We start from the raw sequence: 19,074 nt of genomic DNA on the forward strand, positions 1-19,074 counted from the left end.
TCATCAACCCAAGTCTGTCAGATCCCCTGACGGGCTTCCTGCATCAGCAGGCGCATGTCGCTGACCGCCTTGGTCAGGCCGTCGAAGGCGGCCCGGCCTATGATGGCGTGGCCTATGTTGAGCTCATAGAGTTCGGGGATGGCGGCGATGGCCTTGACGTTGTGGTAGTGCAGGCCATGACCTGCATTGACCTTGAGCCCCTTGCCGGCAGCATAGGAAGCGCCGGCGGCGATGCGCTTGAACTCGGCGTTGCGATCGGCATCCGTGGTGGCGTCGGCGTAACGGCCGGTGTGGATCTCGATGAAGTGAGCACCACTGTCGGCGGCCGCGTCGATCTGCAGCGGGTCGGCATCGATAAACAGCGACACCTGGGCCCCCACGGCCGACAACCGAGTCACCGCATCCGTGATTTTGTCGAGCTGACCAGCCACGTCCAGACCACCCTCTGTGGTCACCTCGGTACGCTTCTCCGGCACCAGGCAGACGAAGTGGGGCTTGATGCGACAGGCGATGCCGATCATCTCCTCGGTCACCGCCATCTCCAGGTTCATTCTGGTTTGTATGGTCTGGCGCAGTATCTCCACATCGCGGTCCGTGATGTGGCGGCGGTCTTCCCGCAGGTGGACGGTAATGCCGTCGGCCCCGGCCTGCTCGGCCACGAAGGCAGCTTGTACCGGATCCGGATACTGGGTGCCACGGGCATTGCGCAGGGTGGCGATATGGTCGATGTTCACACCCAGATAGATTTCGCTCATTGATGACTCCTTGAAACACTTCATCTGTTAACTGTGCGGCTGCCGCCTTGGCGCCAGCGCGGATATCCATATGTCACTGTGTGCTGGCTTTGCGCTTTAAAAACAGCTCCCGGCTCTTTAATTGCCGTCTGCCCAGATAGGGTTGCAGCGCCAGTCGGCTGAAACGTTTGGCCGCCTGCAGCAAGGGAGGGGTATCGAAACGTCCCTCGGCGAAGGCCAGCAGGTGGGCACCGAGAAACAGGGTACGGGGATCCGGCGCCCGCTCGCAAGCGACAAAGCCCAATTCGCGCTCGAAGCCATAGAGCAGCTCGGGCTGGATCGCGGACTCGTCGTCGGCGGCGTATTCGAAGTCCACCGCATAGCCGAGCGCCTGCAACAGCAGGAACTCGAAGCGGCGCAACGGCAGCTCGGGCGTCTCGCCATCCGCCAGCGCCATCAGGGCACGGGCATAGGCGTCAAACACCTCGGGAAAAGGGGTATGGGCTTCCAGCAGGTAGTAGACCAGCTCGTTGAGGTAGAGGCCGTAGAAGAGGCGATCGCCACCAAGTCGCAAGGAGTGATCCGGACATTCGACCTGGGCGAGATTCTTGAGATCCCCCTTACCACGCCAGCTGATGGTGAGCAGGGAAAAAGGTTGAAGCAGCCCCTTCAGAGGGGAGCGTGGCCCGCGAGAACCGCGAGCCACCAGAGTAAATCGGCCACTATCCTGGGTAAACACCTCGACCAGCTGACTGGTCTCCCGATAGGGCCGACTGTGGATGACGAAGGCTGGACTCAGCAATCAGTCATCGCCATAGCCGAGACTGCGCAGAGCGCGCTCGTCATCGGCCCAACCTGCCTTGACCTTGACCCACAGCTCAAGGAACACCTTGTTCTGGAACAGGCGTTCCATGTCGATGCGTGCCTCTGTGCCTATGGTCTTGATCTTCTCACCCTTGTTGCCGATGACCATCTTCTTCTGACCATCGCGCTCCACCAGGATCAGGGCATTGATGTGATAGATACCGCTCTCTTCCACCTTGAAGCGCTCTATCTCCACGGTCACGGAGTAAGGCAGCTCCTCACCGGTGAAACGCATCAGCTTCTCGCGGATGATCTCGGAGGCCATGAAGCGGGAAGAGCGGTCGGTCACGTAATCTTCCGGGAAGAAGAAGTTGTTCTCTGGCAGCAGATCCTTGGACCACTCGCGGATCTTCTCCACGTTGGTGCCCTTCTCGGCACTGATGGGCAGGATATGGGAGAACTTCATCTGCTGGCCCAGCCACTCCAGGTGGGGCAGCAGGTCTTCCTTGTCCTTGACGTTGTCGATCTTGTTGATCGCCAGCACAACGGGACAGGGCAGATGGCGCAACTTGCCGAGCACCATCTCGTCATCCTTGGTCCAGTGGGTACCGTCAACCACGAACACCACCATGGCCACATCACCCAGCGAACTGGTGGCAGCGCGGTTCATCAGGCGGTTGATGGCCCGCTTCTCTTCGATGTGCAGACCCGGGGTATCCACATAGATGGTCTGATAGTTGTCCTCGGTGTCGATCCCCAGGATCCGGTGACGGGTAGTCTGGGGTTTCTTCGAGGTGATGCTGACCTTCTGGCCAAGCAGCTTGTTGAGCAGAGTGGACTTGCCCACGTTGGGGCGGCCCACGATGGCGACAAAGCCGCAGTAAGTCGTATCTGTCATGACAGTTTTTCCAATACCTGTTGTGTTGAAAGACCGCGGCCTCTTGCATCAATAGCAGTCATGACAGTCTTTCCAATGCTTGCTGCGCCGCAGCCTGTTCGGCCTTGCGACGGCTGGTGCCGACCCCGACCAGCGGACCATCCAGCCCTTCCACGTCGCACTGGACGGTGAACTCCTGGTTGTGGGCCTCGCCCTTGACGTTGGTCACCGTGTAGGTCGGCAGGGATTTGCGGCTCCCCTGCAAAATTTCCTGCAGGCGGGTCTTGGGATCCTTCTGCTCTATGCCCGGTTTGATCTCATCCAGACGGCTGGCATACCAGCTCAGCAGCAGCACCCGCACCGCCTCAAGATCAGTATCCAGATAGACGGCGCCGATCACCGCCTCGACCGTGTCGGCCAGAATGGATTCGCGGCGAAAACCGCCACTCTTGAGTTCGCCTGGCCCGAGGATAAGGTCATCCCCAAGGTCAAACTCCCGGCCCAGTTCGGCCAGGGTCTTCTCGCGCACCAGAGTGGCGCGCATCCGGCTGAGATCTCCTTCCGCCGCTTGCGGGAAGCGGTGGAACAGAGCATCGGCAATCACCAGACTCAGGATGGAGTCACCCAGAAATTCCAGTCGCTCGTTGTGACGGGAACCGGCGCTGCGGTGAGTCAGCGCCCGGGTCAACAGCTCTTTATCGTGAAAGACATGCCCGAGACGGGACTGCAGTCTGTTCATTTTGATATTCATTTACTTGATTCCGCCAATGCGGTTGAAGCGCACACCTGTCGGTACCCAGCTTGGCAGCAGGGAGCCTTCTTCACGCTCAAATTCAAAACTTATCCAGATAGCGACCGCCTTGCCCACCAGATTCTGCTCGGGCACAAAGCCCCAGAAACGGCTGTCAGTACTGTTGTCACGGTTGTCACCCATCACGAAGTACTGACCTTCCGGTACCACCCACTCATCGGGGTAGGTACCGGGCTGGCGATAATAGCGGCCGACCATATCGGGCATCAGCGGGTTACGCAGGGTCTCGTGAGACACCTCACCCAGCTGCTCGGTATAGCGATCAAGCGGGATCCCCATCTGGGTAAATTCACCCCTTTGTTCAAACTTGACGTCGAGCTTCTTGAAGCCCGGGCACGTTTTCCCTTCCTGCTCCTCGCACTTGGGCCGGATCATCAGCTCCTTGTTGCGATAGATGACCCTGTCCCCCGGCATGCCAACCACTCGCTTGATGTAGTCCACCCGGGTATCCAGCGGATACTTGAACACCACCACATCGCCGCGTTTGGGTTCGCCGGTCTCGAGGAATCGGGTGTTGGTCACCGGATCCTTGAGGCCATAGGCAAACTTCTGCACCAGAATGAAGTCACCCACCAGCAGGGTCGGCATCATGGAACCTGACGGGATCTGGAACGGCTCAAACAGGAAGGAGCGCAGTATCAGCACCAGGGTAATGACCGGAAACACACCTGCGGTCTGTTCGATCCAGACCGGCATGGGGGCAACCTTGGCCAGGGTTTTCTCATCCAGATGAGCACCGCCGTGGGCACGGGCCACGGCAATCTTGGCGGCCCGCTGCTTGGACCAGATCATCTTGTCCAGACACCAGATAATACCGGTGATCACGCAGACCACCACCAGGATCAGGGAAAACGTGCTTGCCATCGATTAATCCTTTCCTACATGGAGAATTGCGAGGAAGGCTTCCTGCGGCACGTCGACACGGCCCAGGGACTTCATCCGCTTCTTGCCTTCTTTCTGCTTGTTCAGCAGCTTTTTCTTCCGGCTCACGTCACCGCCATAACACTTGGCGGTCACGTCTTTACGCAGGGCCTTGACCGTGCTGCGCGCGATGATCTGGTTGCCAATGGATGCCTGAATGGCGATATCAAACATCTGGCGCGGGATCAGCTCACGCATCTTCTCCACCACCTGGCGACCGCGATACTGGGCGTTCTCCTTGTGGGTGATGATGGCCAGCGCATCGACGCGCTCACCGTTGATCATGATATCCAGACGGACCATCTCGGAGGTTTCAAAGCGCTTGAAGCCGTAATCCAGCGAGGCGTAACCACGGCTGGTGGATTTCAGGCGGTCGAAGAAATCGAGCACCACTTCCGCCATCGGGATTTCGTAGGTCAGTGCAACCTGATTGCCGTGATAGACCATGTTGGTCTGCACGCCACGCTTCTCGATACAGAGAGTGATGACATTGCCCATGTACTCCTGCGGCAGCAATATGTTGCACTCGGCGATCGGCTCACGCATCTCTTTGATGTTGTTGACCGGCGGCATCGCAGACGGGCTGTCGATGTGGATGGTTGAGCCATCATTGAGCTCAATCTCGTAGACCACGGTTGGGGCCGTGGTGATGAGATCCAGATCGTATTCCCGCTCCAGACGCTCCTGGATGATCTCCATGTGCAGCATGCCGAGGAAGCCACAACGGAAACCGAAGCCCAGCGCGGTGGAACTCTCGGGTTCGAAGAACAGGGAAGCATCGTTCAGGGACAGTTTGTCGAGGGCATCACGGAATGACTCATAGTCATCGCTGGAGATGGGGAACAGACCCGCATACACCTGTGGCTTCACCTTCTTGAAACCCGCCAGCGCTTTTTCGGCGCCATTCTTGGCCTGAGTCAGGGTATCGCCCACAGGGGCACCGTGGATGTCCTTGATGCCGCAGACGACCCAACCTACCTCGCCACAGCCCAGACCCTGGGTATCCACCTGCTTGGGCGTGAAGATACCGATACGATCGACACCCCACACCTGACCGGTGCTCATTACCTTGATCTTGTCGTTTTTCTTGAGGGAGCCGTTCTTGATCCGCACCAGAGAGACGACGCCCAGATAGGAGTCAAACCAGGAGTCGATGATCAGCGCTTGCAGCGGTGCATCGGGATCACCGACCGGCGCCGGAATGCGAGCCACTATCTCTTCCAGCACAAGGTCAACGCCCAGGCCGGTCTTGGCGGAGCAACGGACAGCATCAATGGCGTCGATGCCGACTATGTCTTCGATCTCCTCGGCAACCCGCTCGGGCTCTGCGGCCGGCAGGTCAATCTTGTTCAGCACCGGCACCACTTCCAGCTCCATTTCCATGGCGGTGTAGCAGTTGGCCAGAGTCTGTGCCTCAACCCCCTGGCCGGCATCTACCACCAGCAGCGCCCCTTCACAGGCCGCCAATGAGCGGGAGACTTCGTAGGAGAAATCTACGTGGCCCGGGGTGTCGATAAAGTTCAGCTGGTAGGTGTTACCGTCTTGTGCCTGGTAGTTCAGGGTCACACTCTGTGCTTTGATGGTAATGCCGCGCTCGCGCTCCAGGTCCATGGAGTCAAGCACCTGAGCCTGCATCTCGCGGGAGGACAGGCCGCCGCAAGTCTGGATCAGACGGTCCGACAGGGTCGATTTACCGTGGTCGATGTGCGCAATAATCGAAAAGTTACGAATGTGTTTCATCGAGCAAGAATCACTCAAAATTAGGTTAGGGCCGGATATGGAGGCAGGATTTTACTGGATAACCCGGTCGACGGCCAATCTTTAGTCGACGGAGCACCAGAAATACAGGCCTGCACGCTCAGGAGAGGTTGCGGGTATGGAGTACCACACCCAGCATGCGGGGGCCGTATGCCCCCTGTTCGAGTCGAGTGGAAAAGTAACGAACCAGTGAAAATCCGATGACGCCACCCAGCAGGCAACTGAGGATGGTGATCCCCTCCCCGCCCGCCAGCAAGGGTACCAACCAGAGCTGACCGAGCAGGGCGCCCGCCAGCAGACAGAACAGCGGCAATACATACACCAGTGCTGCACCCCGCAGGATACTCGCCTGGGGAATACCGAGCCTCACTTGCTGACCAACGCTCACCTCGGCGGTGAGGGCAATCCGCAGTCGTTGCTGCTTCATCACAAACGCCTTGGCAACCGTGCCGGTACCGCAGTTGGATTGTTGATGGCAACTGCTGCAAGCGGAGCGCCGTTCGCACTCCACCCAGGCATGTTGTCCATCAATGGCCACCACGGTTGCCAGCTCTTCGCTCATTTCACTCACAAGACGGTTCCACAATAACGAGGGAAAGATTGACCCCATCTGAACATGACTGACCCGCTCGGGCAAGCGAGCATGTGCAGACGACTACTGTACAGTCTCATTGCGAGCCAACGGTTGCACCGACTCGGCGATACGTTTCGCTGTGTCGGCCGGTACTTCGCCGACGACTGTGATCTCGACCCCCACATCGTTGACGTAGCTCACCAGCGAAGTAGCGCCCTGGCGAATCAGCTGCTGACGCACCGCCTGCTTGGGATCAACCCTGGCCACATAGACGGAGAGATCCACCAGCCCATCGGAGAGCATCATGTAATCGACCGGCAAACTGGTGGTCACCAGTTGATGCCTGTCCTGAGACAACACCTTGAAACCATCCGGCAACCAGGTCAGGTGCCAGTTAAGCGTCTGCTGCGGCGCCGGATAGGCATCCTCCAGCGCCAGCGCCTGGGGCAGCTTGCTGCTGGCCAGCTTCACCAGCCAGGGCGCAGGCGCGCTCAGCCTGTCCAGATCCACCCCCAACACCTGCTCGACCAGATTGCCTTCCCGATCCACCATGTCCACCCGCAGCAAGAGGCTGCTCTGTTCATCGATCCAGAGCATGAAGCCATACTTGTCTGCCTCTTTGGGGACCAGCCTGACCACTTGCGCCACCAGACCGGCTACCCGACTGCGGCCGGCCAGCACGGGATCATAACTTTCCAGCACACGGGACAGCGGCATATTCACCAGCGTCGCCCAGACACCGGGGAAGCGGGCGCCTTTGAGGGTGTAGGGTTCGTGGGTATTTTCGAAGAAGGTGAACTCATCCTGGCGCTGCAGGTACTCTATGGTCTTGCCGTCGAGATAGCTCAGATGAGCCACCTCCTTGCCATCGATCACCCCATGGCTGAAACGTATGGGTTCGAGGCGCCCCTGACGGGCCTTGACCATGGATAATTCGAAATTTTGTTGCGAAACGGCACTCTGCATCTGCTGCAACAAGGCCTCGGCCGACTTATCGTCGGCCGAGGCCTTGGCACAAATCAGCAGGAGAGAGGCCAGCAAAATACGGCTGGACTGGCGCACGGTCTGATCCCTAAAAATGCGTTATTCCTGAATCTGCTTGTCTTGCAGCAGACGCTGTTGCAACTGGTGGTCACGCAGGAAGGCATTGATACGCTCACGCTGCTCCTGCATCTGTTGCTCGCTCAACCCTTGCTGGCGGGTGGAAGCCCGGTTGCCATCTTGCGGGTAATGCACACTCACTGGCGAGGCACTGCCACCGACAGGAATGGTGTTGAGCACAGGGTTGGTCGGTATGCCGTCCTGACCCTGATATTGCTGCACCCCGAAGATGACGGCAGCGGCGACCGACGCGGCGATGGCGTATTGCCCCACCTGTTGACCGACCCGGCGAAACAGCGGAACCACCTTGGCTGCAGTGTGAATCTGCGGTGCAGTTGGCTTGCTCTCCACCGGCTTCGGCGCCAGTATGGTGGGCTCGTCTTCCAGTGCAGCCATGATGCTGTCACTGAGATCCAGTTGCAGATTGACCGGCAGGTCACCCCGCATGGCATCACCGATCAAGTGGTAACGAGACCAAGTATCTTGCAGCGCCGGATCCATTCCCAGCTCGCCAAGAACCTCAACATCGCTCAAGTCACCATCCATCAGGGCCGAGAGTTGCTCTTTAGTTGCCATAGTTAACCTGTCTTTCCCCAGTTAATTCTCGATCAGAGGTTTCAGCTTTTTATCGATTGCTTCCCTCGCCCGGAAGATGCGGGATCTCACCGTACCCACCGGACAATCCATGATTTCGGCAATCTCTTCGTAGCTCAGCCCTTCCAGTTCGCGAAGGGTGATGGCTGTCCTCAAGTCTTCAGGCAAAGCTTCTATGGCGGAAAACACGGTACGCTTGATCTCGTCGGTCAGCGCCAGGTTTTCCGGTGTGGCAATCTCTTGCAAGGCTTCGCCACCACCATAGTATTCTGCCTCGTCCGCCTCTACATCACTGCTGGGCGGCCTGCGCCCCTGAGAGGTCAGATAATTTTTGGCCGTATTCACGGCGATTCGGTACAACCAGGTGTAAAACGCGCTCTCGCCACGGAATGTCGGCAACGCCCGGTAGGCTTTGATAAACGCCTCCTGCGCCACATCCGGCACATCGCCCGGATTGTTGACATACCTGGCAACCAGGTTGACCACTTTATGCTGGTATTTTTTTACCAACAGGTTGAATGCATTTTTATCGCCACGCTGGACCCGTTCAACCAGCTGTTCGTCCAGTAGATTCTGGTCGCTCATCAGAGCCGTAAAACCCCCATCAGGTTATCGTTTTTCTTTTCCGGCCCTTCCTAAGCGCACAAGTTCAGACAGGAGGAATCAGGGAAAGTTCGGTTGCATTGAAAAAAATGTGACGCAGGCTGCATCACCGCCCTCGCTTGGGCTACCATGGTGCCAGTTCTTAATCCAGGCCAATGATACTTATGAAAGCAAGTGTTGAATACCTTTGCGATGTACTGATCATTGGCAGCGGTGCCGCTGGTCTGTCCCTCGCGTTGCGGTTGGCAGACCAGGCCAAAGTCCTGGTTCTGAGCAAGGGGCCCATCAGTGAGGGGGCCACTCTCTATGCGCAAGGAGGCATCGCTGCCGTTTTCGACGAAACCGACAGCATCGAATCCCACGTGAGCGACACGCTCAACGCCGGGGCAGGGTTGTGTGACCCTGCCGTGGTGGAGTTCACCGCCCGCAACGCCCGCGAATCCATCCAGTGGCTGATCAAGCAGGGGGTTCCCTTCGATCAGGAGGAGGACGCCGAGGGCGAGTCCCACTATCACCTGACCCGTGAAGGGGGCCACAGCCATCGCCGCATCTTCCACGCGGCCGATGCCACCGGCAAGGCGGTGCAGCTCACCCTGATCGATCAGGTGCGCTCCCACCCCAACATCCAGTTGATGGAGCGCTTCAACGCGGTCGACCTTATCACCACCCGCAAGCTCAACCTGCCGGGCAACAAGGTACTGGGCGCCTACGTCTGGAACCGCAACGCCGAGCAGGTCGAAGTGATCCGCGCCCGCTTCGTGGCGCTGGCCACCGGCGGTGCCTCCAAGGTGTATCAGTACACCTCCAACCCGGACGTGAGCTCGGGTGACGGCATCGCCATGGCGTGGCGCGCCGGCTGCCGGGTGGCGAACCTGGAGTTCAACCAGTTCCACCCCACCAGTCTGTTCCACCCCGATGACCCCAACTTCCTGCTGACCGAAGCCCTGCGCGGGGAAGGTGCCTATCTGCGCCGTCCCGACGGCAGCCGCTTCATGCTGGAGTTCGATGAGCGGGCCGAGCTGGCCCCGCGGGACATAGTCGCCCGCGCCATCGACCACGAGATGAAACGCCTCGGTGCCGACTGCATGTATCTGGACATCAGCCACAAGCCTGCTGATTTCATCATCAAGCACTTCCCGACAATCCACGAGCGCTGCATGGCGGTCGGCATCGACATCACCAGGGAGCCGATGCCCATAGTCCCAGCGGCCCACTACACCTGTGGTGGCGTGATGATCGACAACAATGGCCAGACCGACATTCCCGGTCTCTATGCCATTGGCGAAGTGACCTACACGGGTCTGCACGGTGCCAACCGCATGGCCTCCAACTCCCTGCTAGAGTGCGTGGTTTATGCCCATCAGGCGGGGGCCGACATCATGGCCAAGTTGCCCATGAGCGTGGAACCGCCCCATCTGCCCGCCTGGGATGAGAGCAAGGTGGACGATTCGGACGAACAGGTCGTTATCCAGCACAACTGGCATGAGCTGCGACTGATGATGTGGGACTATGTGGGGATAGTGCGTACCAACAAACGCCTCGCTCGCGCCAAGCGCCGCATCGACCTGCTCAAGCAGGAAGTGCAGGAGTACTACGCCAACTTCCGCGTATCCAACAACCTGCTGGAACTGCGCAACCTGCTGCAGGTGGCCGAGCTCATCGTCAACTGCGCACTGCAGCGCAAGGAGTCACGCGGCCTGCACTACAACCTGGATTATCCGGACATGCAGCCAGACTCCAAACCCACTGTGCTGACCCCGGAGCGGGACTGATCCTGCACCCCACATCCCGGACTACCCGGACATGCAGCCTAACTCCAGGCCCACAGTACTGACGCCGGATCAGGAGTAATGACCCGCTAGCAGTCACCCAAATGACCTCGCCCCGGCGGGGTCATTTGCTATGAGGGAGAAGGGTTGAAACAGGCAGGATGATTAACGGGCGGGTGGCGTTAGCCTGATGGCGCGGGCCAGCGCCCTGTAATGTTCCGGTGCGAGTGCGTCGGAGAAGAGCCAGAGACGGGCATCAGGCCTGTCGCTTGCCACCAGTTGCAGCCAGAGTACACCAGGCAGGACGCGACTGCGCGCCCCCAGCTGGTAGCGATAACCCTGCCACACCAGCCACTGCCCATCCCACTCCAGCAAACCGGCCATACGGCTGGCACCCTGCCAGGCAAGCCAGAGCCCCGCCAACCAGCAGGGGAGCAGCAGTGCCCACTGCCAACCATGGATCAGGCTGGCAACCGGCCACAACAGCAGCAGAAACAGGATCAGCAGCAGGATACGCTGCTGCCGGGAGGGAATGACGGGCATGTAAACCCGCATACGGGATCAACTCAGGCTATCGTGGCGAGCCTGATTGCGTTCCAGGATCAGGGCGATCATGGCGGCAAACGCGGGATCGGCAGGAACGCCGTGGCCCATGCACCACTTGAACAGGTCAGGGTCATCGCTCTCCAGCAAACGGATGAAGGTCTGCTGCTGCTCGTCACTCAAGCTGTCGAACTCGTGTTCAAAGAACGGCATAAAGATCACATCCAGCTCGAGCATGCCACGACGGCAAGCCCACTTCAGGCGGGATTTTTCAATTGGGCTCAACATGGAACTCTCCTTACAAAGACCCGAGGATGGTAACAGCTGGATTTTCCGGCTGACAAACATTCCTTACGTCTTTACCATGCAGGTCACATACTTTCTGTCTCTGGAATACCATCGTGAGCCTGCAAACGCCTGTTTTTCCTGCCGAGCCAACCCTTTTCTCCCTGACCGATCTCGCCATCACCAGCCTGACCGGTGCAGATCGCGTCAAGTATCTGCAAGGCCAGGTCACCTGCGATGTCAATGCACTGCAACCGGGCCAAAGCACGCTGGGCGGCCACTGCGATGCCAAAGGCAAGCTGTGGAGCGATTTTCGTCTGCTCTGCCTGAGCGATCGCCTGCTGATGCTGACCAAGCCCTCTGTGCTGGCGCGTCAGTTGCCCGAACTCAAGAAGTTTGCGGTGTTTGCCAAGGTCGAGATCGCCGAGAACCATGGTCAGGCAGTTGGCGTGGCTGGCCAGGGCACGGATGAGTGGATGGCGGCCCGATTTGCCGTGTCACAAACCGGCCTGATCGACGATGGCATGGCAGTGCAGATCGAAGCGGATCGCTGGCTGCTGGTGAGCGAGCAACCACTGACCATAGACTTGCCTGCCGGTAGCGAATCACTCTGGTGGGGACTGGATATCAAGGCTGGCATCCCCCATCTGGAAGCCGTGCATCAGGGGGAGTACATACCCCAGATGTTGAACCTGCAGGCACTGGATGGCATCAGCTTCACCAAGGGCTGCTACATGGGACAGGAGACTGTCGCCCGCGCCAAGTATCGCGGGGCCAACAATCGCGCCCTGTTCGTGCTGGCCGGGACTGCCAGCGAGCCCGTCGCCTGTGGCGATGCCCTGGAGATCCAGCTCGGTGACAACTGGCGACGCAGCGGCATGGTGCTCAACGTCTGGCAACAGGCAGATCAGGTGTGGATCACGGCCGTGCTGCCCAAGGATACAGAGGCCGATGCCCATTTTCGTTTCAAGCAGGAGGAGGCCTCCAGCCTTGCTCTGCAAGCCCTGCCCTACTCGCTGAACGAGTAAGGTCGGCTAACGAGGCACCCGCGCCAGCAGTGCCTCCTTGAGCCAGCGCCCCGCCTGTCCGAGCGGGCGGGCGCGATACCATTGCAGCTCCAGTGCCAGCTCGGCCAGCGCAATGAAGTCCGGATTGAGCACCACTACCTCCCCTCGCGCCAGCGGCCGGTGCAACAGAAAGTCCGGCACTGAGGCCCAACCCAACCCCAGCTTGACCAGCTCCAAAATGCCCAGATCCCCCTCCACCCACCACACCTGTGCCGAGAGGCGAAAACGGTGACGTTCCGTGCCTTCCCGTCGCCCCGTCACCATCAGCTGACGGGCCCCTTGCAAGTCGCTCTCTCGCAGTGGCGTCTTGCGGGCCAGCGGATGATCGGGGGAGACCACCAACGGCATCTTGACGGAGCCCAGTGAACAGGAGGCGAGCTCCCGCTCAGGCCGCTCCTTCTGATAGCTGATGCCAAGCTGGGCCCGGCCGCTTTTAAGCAATTCGGTCACATCCTCCATCAGCGGAAACAACAACTCCAGCTCGACGCCGGGGTAGCGGGTGGCGAACTCCTCCAACAGGGAGCCAAGCCAGGGCAGATGAGAGTCATCATCAATGGCCAGGGTGAGCCTCGACTCTACGCCTGCGGCCAGCTCACCGGCGATCGCCTGCAAGCGCTCGCTTTGGGCCAGCAAGATACTGGCCTCCTGATGGATGCGGGTGCCCGCCTCCGTCAGCACGGGATAGCGGGCAGAGCGATCGAACAGCTCCAGCCCCAGGTCTATCTCCAGGTTGGAGATGGCCGTACTGACCACGGACTGCGCCTTGCCCAGCTTGCGGGCAGCCGCCGAGAAGGAGCCCGTCTCTGCTGCCGCCAGCAGCGCCTTGAGTTGTTCCAGCGAGGGGTTCATCCGGTTGCTCCTGTCATGACCTGGTTGCGCGCCAACCTATCTATTTTATCGATAGATACCAACGTGAACCTATCACAAATTCGCGATAAATTGGCCACCATAGACACTCAGACACAGATAGATAGAGAGACAGATCATGCGTAATACCCGTGACCGCCTGCGCCATGCCATTGGCTTCGAACTGATTGGCCTGCTGATCGCCGCCCCCCTGGCAAGCTGGATCACTGGCGTAGGACTCAACCATATGGGGCCGCTGGCGTTGTTCTTCTCGGTGCTCGCCACCGTCTGGAACTACGTCTACAACATCGGCGTGGACAGGCTGCTGCTCAAGTATCAGGGTCACACCCACAAGACGCTCTGGCAACGGGTATGGCATGCCATGGGCTTCGAGGGTGGATTGCTGTTTGTCGCCTTGCCAGTGATGGCCTGGTGGCTCGAAATCAGCATGATGGAGGCGCTGGTGCTGGATCTGGGCTTCGTGCTGTTCTACCTGGTCTATGCCTTCATCTACAACTGGAGCTATGACAAGGTCTTTCCGATCCCGGGCCAGGTACAGCAGAACGCACTGGGCTAAACGGCAGGAAAATAAAGCGGGGAACACTAGGCACCATCATGCAACTGGCATGATGGTGCTGGAGGAAGACAAGCCCGCAAGGCCTGCCGCAGCGTTCAGGCTTGCGCCTTCAGCTCTTCAGTCGGGGCATCCGCCTCGGCCGACTCCTGGGTCAGCATGGCCTCGAGGTCGCTCTGGTACTGGTTCAGCAGGCGCTGGGCCGCCACCATGTCACCCTTGTGCAGACGCTCGAACAGATGGTGTTGCACCACGCCGTTGAGATACTCCACCGTGACGGGTTGCTCCAGGGTAGCCAGCAGCTCCTCTTTTTCCAGCTCGGCATTGATTTCATCGGCACTGGTACGCAGCAGACCGGCCAGTTGCACCAACATACGGCGCTCACCTTCGCGCAACAGGCTCAACATGCGGTTTCTCTGCTGCTCATTCTGTTGGGTCATACATTTCCTTACGTCGAATGGGAACAAGCCCGCTCATTCTGCCTTGTCCCTTTGACAGCGTCTATCTCATGCCCCCCACTTATTTTCATGTCGAGCCGATAAAGCCCGTCAGATGCTATTTACCCCGTCGCTAGGTATAGTAGCCACTGGTTTAAAGGCGCCGTGCCGCCTCGAACGGACGAGAAATTTCACCATGACAGATGCCATTCTGGTGCTTTGCACCTGCCCGGATGAGGCCAGTGCCGACCTCATCAGCGAACAACTGCTGAACCAGCGGCTGGCGGCCTGCATCAATCAGCTGCCCGGTCTCACCTCCGTCTATCGCTGGCAGGGGCAGATCGAACGGGCACGGGAGATCCAGCTCATCATCAAGTCGCGGGCCTCCCTGTTCGAACTCTTGCGCCAATGCATCCTCAGCCATCACCCCTATGAGGTGCCGGAGATCCTGGCACTCCCGACAAGCCAGGGCCATCAGCCCTATCTCGACTGGTTAACACAGGAAACCTCATGACGCTGTCTCGCCTGCTCTCCCCCCTGCTTGTGCTCTTCGCCCTGCTGCTGTCCACCCTGAGTGTTACGCCGGTTCAGGCCAGCAGTGACAGTCTGCTGAGCGCCCTCGGCATAGAGGCCAACGCCCAGCCCAAATTTCTGAAAGTCGACGACGCCTTCGCGCTCGAGAGTGAACAGCAAGGCAACCAGCTGTTGCTGACCCTGCGCATCGCCGATGATTACTACCTCTACCGCCACAGCTTCCGCTTCAAGGGCGAGAACCTCGCCTTCAGTGAGCCCGTCTTGCCTGCCGGGGCAGAGCATGAGGATGACTTCTTCGGCAAGACCCGGGTCTACTACCGGGAGGTGCAGATCCCCGTCACCCTGACCGAGGCGGGCCAGCAGGCCAGCCTCACCGTCAGCTATCAGGGCTGTACCGACGGCCTCTGCTACCCGCCCACCGACAAGCAGATTGCGGTGCAGCCTGTCGTGGCTAACGATACAGATCCGGCCGCCACCGATGACATGACCCGCACCCCGACCAGCAGCCAGCAGGATCAACTGGCCGCGGCCCTCGGCAGCCAGGGCTTCTGGCTCAGCATAGCCGCCTTCTTCGCGCTGGGGCTGGGGCTCGCCTTTACCCCCTGCGTCTTCCCCATGTACCCGATCCTGACCGGCATCATAGCCGGGGCGGGTCATAGGCTCTCCACCCGCCGCGCCTTCCTGCTCTCCTTCGTCTATGTGCAGGGGATGGCGGTGACCTACACCCTGCTCGGGCTGGTGGTGGCGTCGGCGGGCTTGAAATTCCAGGCGGCGCTGCAGCACCCCTATGTGCTGATCGGGCTCTCCGTTATGTTCGTGCTGCTCGCCCTCTCCATGTTCGGGCTCTACACCCTGCAACTGCCGAGCAGCCTGCAAACCCGCTTGAGCGGCCTCTCCAACCGCCAGCAGGGCGGCTCAGTGCTCGGGGTCGGCATCATGGGGATGATCTCGGGCCTGGTCTGCTCCCCCTGCACCACGGCACCGCTCTCCGGCGCCCTGATTTACGTGGCTCAAAGCGGCGATCTCTGGCTCGGCGGTGCGGCCCTCTATGCCCTGTCGCTCGGGATGGGACTGCCGCTGCTGCTGCTCGGCACCTCGGGCGGCAAGCTGCTGCCCAGGGCTGGCGCCTGGATGGATGTGATCAAGCAACTCTTTGGTTTTGCACTATTGGCGGTACCCATACTGCTGCTGTCGCGGCTGTGGAGCGACCAGGTTGCCACCCTCGCCTGGCTCGGCTGGGGGCTGCTGCTGTGCGGCTACCTCTATCACCACAACCAGCATCGTGCCCACTCGGTCGGCAAGAGTCTCGGCGGCTTCGTGCTGTTGCTGACGATGATGAGCCTGGTGGTGGTAGGCAAGGATCTGCTGCTGCCCGTGCCCGGCGTCAAGGCCAGCGCCGAGACCCAGGCGCCCCAATTTATCCGCATCAAGACCCTGGACGATCTCAAGACGCAACTCGCCGCCGCCCGCGGCAAACCTGTGCTGCTGGACCTCTACGCCGACTGGTGCGTGGCCTGCAAGGAGTTCGAGCACAAGACCTTCAGCGATCCCGCCGTGCGTGAGCGCTTCGGCCAGATGGTGCTGTTGCAGGCGGACGTCACCGCCAACGACGATGCCGATGTGGAGCTGCTCAACGGCCTGAACGTGCTGGGGCTGCCGACCCTGATCTTCTTCGACAGTGCCGGCCAGGAAGTGAGTGGCCAGCGGGTGACCGGCTTTATGGGGCCGGAAGCATTTGCCGGACACCTCGATAGGGTGCGCGATGCAAGCTGAGTTGCGTCGGCTGCTGGCAACCGATGGTCCAGCCTTGCAGCGTCTGTTCGAACTTGCCCCTGCCTATCAGGCGACCGTGAGTCATGAGCCCCTCTCCGCGCGAGCTGCGGAGGAAGCGCTAGTGGCATGTCCGCCCGACCTCTCGCTCTCTGACAAATATCTCATCGGCCACTGGGAGCAGGGAGAACTCACCGCCGTCATTGATCTGCTGCGCGGCTACCCCAATCCAGACACCGCCTATCTGGGACTGTTACTGGTGGGGGAACCCTGGCAAGGGAGTGGCCGTGGTCAGTCACTCTATCTTCACGCCTGCACGCTGGCACGCTCATGGGGGGCTACCCGGCTTCGCCTGTCAGTGATTGCCAGCAATGAGAGTGCTCTATCCTTCTGGCTGCGCAGAGGGTTCATCGAGTGCTATCGCCGCGAGCTGGCTGTCTATAGGGCAGAGGCCATAGTGCTGGAACGCACTCTGGAACCATGAGCCGAGGTTTGCCACCGCACGTTGGCGTGGCACAATCTGCCCTCCCGTTTTGCACTTGTCCGGAGTTTTGATGAAAAAGTGGTTCATCCCCCTGCTGGCCCTCTGGCTATATGGTTGTTACGCAGGACCCGGTGAAGAGGCAATCCAGCATCAGGTCACCGCCAAACTCCAGTCTGACACAGACGACAATCTGTTCGAGATCAGTGACTTTGCCATTCTCGGCAAAGAAGAGCGGATGGAGGGCGTCTATCTGATAAAGGTGAGCTACCAGCTCCATTTCAAGCTGGGGCTGGATCAGTTGCAGGTACTGCACGACGAGGACCTGGTCTATGACAGGGTTGGTCCCTTCCAGCAAGAGATGGGACTGATGGAGCTGGAGCGCAAATATGGCGAATTCGAGGCCGGTCAGGTGCTGCAGCAAGAGACCGACGTCTGGATGATGAAAACCGAACAGGGCTGGCGTCTGGCCGAACCTGCTCAATAACGCCTCCCCACCCGCCCCCTTCGGACTGCTTGCGCTCGCCCTTTACAACAGATCCTTCATCCGGTGCCACAGCATGCCGAGCGCCAGCAGGGGGGAGCGCAACGCCGGGCCACCGGGGAAGGTCATGTGGGGCACGCTACTGAACAGATCGAAGCCCCGGCTCTCGCCGCGGATCGCCTCTGCCACCAGCTTGGCCGCCATGTGTGTGGCGTTGAGGCCATGACCTGAATAAGCCTGGGCATAGAAGACGTTGGGATGATCCTGCAAGCGGCCGATCTGCGGCAAGCGATTAGCCCCTATCCCTATCATGCCGCCCCACTGAAACTCGATGGCCGTCCCCGCCAACTCGGGAAAGACTCTCAGCAGCTTGGGCAACATAAAGGCCTTGATGTCTCGCGGGTCCCTTCCCGAGTAGTTGCAGGCACCACCAAACAACAGGCGACCATCGGCGGAGAGGCGATAGTAGTCGAGCGCCACGTTCTGATCGCACACCGCCATATTCTGCGGCAACAAGCGCTGGCGCAGCCGCTTCTCCAGCACCTCAGTGGCGAGAATGTAAGAGCCCGCCGGTAGCACCCTGCCCCCCAATTCGGGATTGAGATCATTGAGGTAGGCGTTGCAACCTATCACCAGATAATCGGCACTCACCCGGCCACGGGCCGTGGTGATCTGCACCCGCTTGCCATAGTCGATATGGGATACTCGGGAGTGCTCGAACAGAGCAACACCCAGGCTGGCCGCGGCGCGCGCCTCACCCAGCGCCAGATTGAGGGGATGCAGGTGACCCGAGCCCATGTCGATCATGCCGCCAATATAGCGATCCGACCCCACCACTGAGTGGATCTCCTCCCGTGGTACCAGCTTGATCTCGTGCTGATAACCCAGGCTGGCCAGATGTGCAGCTTCTTCCTCAAATCCGGCAAGATGGCGCTGACGGGTAGCGAGGTCGCAGTAACCCCAGGTGAGATCGCAGTCGATGTTGAAGTGCTCGATGCGCTCTCGCACCAGCTGTACCGCCTCCAACCCCATCAGATCCAGCTCCCTTACTCCCTGCTCGCCGATACAGCGGGCGAACTGGCTGGTATCGTGGCCAATGCCACGAATGAGCTGGCCGCCGTTGCGACCGGACGCCCCCCAGCCGATGCGGTTTGCCTCCAGCAGGGCCACCTTGTAGCCCGCCTGTGCCAGGTTGATGGCGGTATTGAGGCCGGTAAAGCCGCCACCAATGATGCAGACATCGACATTCAGCTCACCGCCAAGTTCTGGCCACTGCTGATTGTCGTTGCGGGTGGCCGCATAATAGGAGGCCACATGTTCCTGATATCCGTTGAACTTTCCTGCCTGCATACTCAGCATCCCGCCTTGGTGACCATGTGTTTACTAAAATAAACGACCTGTCATCGATAATACCCAGCCCCCCGCCACCAATCCAGTCCATGAGGATCACAGAAATGGAAAAGGCATCCCGGGGGATACCTTTTGCTTCGGTCACGCCGTGGGGCTG

General features: G+C 59.7%; 22 protein-coding genes. 7 read left to right on the forward strand and 15 right to left on the reverse strand.

Annotated elements, in window-relative coordinates:
* Nucleotides 1-17 precede the first annotated feature (17 nt).
* The 10 genes from pdxJ to rpoE form a co-directional block, all read right to left on the reverse strand.
* Complete coding sequence (gene pdxJ / locus ONZ54_RS18580; protein WP_271786873.1) at nt 18-755, reverse strand: pyridoxine 5'-phosphate synthase; 738 nt, start codon at nt 753-755, stop codon at nt 18-20.
* Nucleotides 756-828: 73 nt separating this feature from the next.
* On the reverse strand, nt 829-1,536 hold the full coding sequence (gene recO / locus ONZ54_RS18585) for a DNA repair protein RecO (RefSeq protein ID WP_005318856.1): 708 nt from the start codon (nt 1,534-1,536) through the stop codon (nt 829-831).
* Complete coding sequence (era, locus tag ONZ54_RS18590) at nt 1,537-2,436, reverse strand: GTPase Era (RefSeq protein WP_271786874.1); 900 nt, start codon at nt 2,434-2,436, stop codon at nt 1,537-1,539.
* Nucleotides 2,437-2,494: 58 nt separating this feature from the next.
* Nucleotides 2,495-3,166: a ribonuclease III gene (gene rnc, locus ONZ54_RS18595; RefSeq protein WP_005318852.1), complete on the reverse strand. Its 672-nt coding sequence runs from the start codon at nt 3,164-3,166 to the stop codon at nt 2,495-2,497.
* Nucleotides 3,167-4,090 (reverse strand): signal peptidase I, encoded by a 924-nt coding sequence (gene lepB / locus ONZ54_RS18600; protein WP_005318850.1) that lies wholly within the window; start codon nt 4,088-4,090, stop codon nt 3,167-3,169.
* Nucleotides 4,091-4,093: 3 nt separating this feature from the next.
* Nucleotides 4,094-5,887: a translation elongation factor 4 gene (gene lepA / locus ONZ54_RS18605; protein WP_005318848.1), complete on the reverse strand. Its 1,794-nt coding sequence runs from the start codon at nt 5,885-5,887 to the stop codon at nt 4,094-4,096.
* A gap of 118 nt (nt 5,888-6,005) precedes the next feature.
* Entirely contained in the window at nt 6,006-6,467 is a 462-nt protein-coding gene (locus ONZ54_RS18610) for a SoxR reducing system RseC family protein (protein ID WP_005318845.1), read from the reverse strand.
* A gap of 93 nt (nt 6,468-6,560) precedes the next feature.
* Nucleotides 6,561-7,541 (reverse strand): MucB/RseB C-terminal domain-containing protein, encoded by a 981-nt coding sequence (locus ONZ54_RS18615; RefSeq protein WP_271786875.1) that lies wholly within the window; start codon nt 7,539-7,541, stop codon nt 6,561-6,563.
* Between the two features lie 21 nt (nt 7,542-7,562).
* Nucleotides 7,563-8,156 carry an RseA family anti-sigma factor gene (locus tag ONZ54_RS18620; protein ID WP_096119073.1) on the reverse strand — a complete coding sequence of 198 codons (594 nt, stop codon included), beginning with the start codon at nt 8,154-8,156 and terminating at the stop codon, nt 7,563-7,565.
* Between the two features lie 21 nt (nt 8,157-8,177).
* The gene (rpoE, locus tag ONZ54_RS18625; protein ID WP_005318837.1) at nt 8,178-8,759 is read right to left on the reverse strand and encodes an RNA polymerase sigma factor RpoE; all 582 of its coding nucleotides are present in this window, start codon (nt 8,757-8,759) and stop codon (nt 8,178-8,180) included.
* A gap of 182 nt (nt 8,760-8,941) precedes the next feature.
* Here rpoE and nadB point away from each other — a divergent pair, with 182 nt between their 5' ends.
* Nucleotides 8,942-10,549 (forward strand): L-aspartate oxidase, encoded by a 1,608-nt coding sequence (gene nadB / locus ONZ54_RS18630; protein WP_058395231.1) that lies wholly within the window; start codon nt 8,942-8,944, stop codon nt 10,547-10,549.
* A 162-nt stretch (nt 10,550-10,711) separates the two neighbouring features.
* Here nadB and ONZ54_RS18635 read toward each other — a convergent pair whose 3' ends face one another.
* Entirely contained in the window at nt 10,712-11,089 is a 378-nt protein-coding gene (locus ONZ54_RS18635; protein ID WP_234576157.1) for a porin, read from the reverse strand.
* Nucleotides 11,090-11,107: 18 nt separating this feature from the next.
* Complete coding sequence (gene sdhE / locus ONZ54_RS18640) at nt 11,108-11,377, reverse strand: FAD assembly factor SdhE (RefSeq protein WP_005318829.1); 270 nt, start codon at nt 11,375-11,377, stop codon at nt 11,108-11,110.
* A 113-nt stretch (nt 11,378-11,490) separates the two neighbouring features.
* On the opposite strand from sdhE, the gene ygfZ reads away from it, so the two are divergent.
* Nucleotides 11,491-12,402: a tRNA-modifying protein YgfZ gene (gene ygfZ / locus ONZ54_RS18645; protein WP_271786876.1), complete on the forward strand. Its 912-nt coding sequence runs from the start codon at nt 11,491-11,493 to the stop codon at nt 12,400-12,402.
* A gap of 6 nt (nt 12,403-12,408) precedes the next feature.
* Here the strand turns inward: ygfZ and ONZ54_RS18650 are convergent, their stop codons facing one another.
* Nucleotides 12,409-13,290, reverse strand: coding sequence for a LysR family transcriptional regulator (locus ONZ54_RS18650; protein ID WP_059112836.1), 882 nt, complete (start codon nt 13,288-13,290; stop codon nt 12,409-12,411).
* Nucleotides 13,291-13,426: 136 nt separating this feature from the next.
* Between ONZ54_RS18650 and ONZ54_RS18655 the strand changes: the two genes are divergently transcribed.
* On the forward strand, nt 13,427-13,864 hold the full coding sequence (locus tag ONZ54_RS18655; RefSeq protein ID WP_059112837.1) for a PACE efflux transporter: 438 nt from the start codon (nt 13,427-13,429) through the stop codon (nt 13,862-13,864).
* A gap of 95 nt (nt 13,865-13,959) precedes the next feature.
* Here the strand turns inward: ONZ54_RS18655 and ONZ54_RS18660 are convergent, their stop codons facing one another.
* Nucleotides 13,960-14,301: a hypothetical protein gene (locus ONZ54_RS18660; protein ID WP_005318822.1), complete on the reverse strand. Its 342-nt coding sequence runs from the start codon at nt 14,299-14,301 to the stop codon at nt 13,960-13,962.
* Nucleotides 14,302-14,494: 193 nt separating this feature from the next.
* Between ONZ54_RS18660 and cutA the strand changes: the two genes are divergently transcribed.
* From cutA to ONZ54_RS18680, 4 genes are all read left to right on the forward strand, one after another.
* On the forward strand, nt 14,495-14,812 hold the full coding sequence (gene cutA, locus ONZ54_RS18665; RefSeq protein ID WP_059112838.1) for a divalent-cation tolerance protein CutA: 318 nt from the start codon (nt 14,495-14,497) through the stop codon (nt 14,810-14,812).
* Entirely contained in the window at nt 14,809-16,605 is a 1,797-nt protein-coding gene (locus tag ONZ54_RS18670) for a protein-disulfide reductase DsbD (RefSeq protein WP_271786877.1), read from the forward strand. The genes cutA and ONZ54_RS18670 overlap by 4 nt, the downstream gene beginning before the upstream one ends.
* Nucleotides 16,595-17,086, forward strand: a complete 492-nt coding sequence (locus tag ONZ54_RS18675; protein WP_271786878.1) for a GNAT family N-acetyltransferase — start codon at nt 16,595-16,597, stop codon at nt 17,084-17,086. Before ONZ54_RS18670 ends, ONZ54_RS18675 begins: the two co-directional genes overlap by 11 nt.
* Before the next feature lie 70 nt (nt 17,087-17,156).
* Nucleotides 17,157-17,570 carry a hypothetical protein gene (locus tag ONZ54_RS18680; RefSeq protein ID WP_059112841.1) on the forward strand — a complete coding sequence of 138 codons (414 nt, stop codon included), beginning with the start codon at nt 17,157-17,159 and terminating at the stop codon, nt 17,568-17,570.
* Between the two features lie 42 nt (nt 17,571-17,612).
* On the opposite strand, the gene ONZ54_RS18685 is transcribed toward ONZ54_RS18680, so the two are convergent.
* Nucleotides 17,613-18,917 (reverse strand): NAD(P)/FAD-dependent oxidoreductase, encoded by a 1,305-nt coding sequence (locus ONZ54_RS18685; RefSeq protein WP_271786879.1) that lies wholly within the window; start codon nt 18,915-18,917, stop codon nt 17,613-17,615.
* Nucleotides 18,918-19,074 lie beyond the last annotated feature (157 nt).

Origin of the sequence: Aeromonas salmonicida, assembly GCF_028355655.1 — a bacterium.
Lineage (GTDB): Bacteria > Pseudomonadota > Gammaproteobacteria > Enterobacterales > Aeromonadaceae > Aeromonas > Aeromonas salmonicida.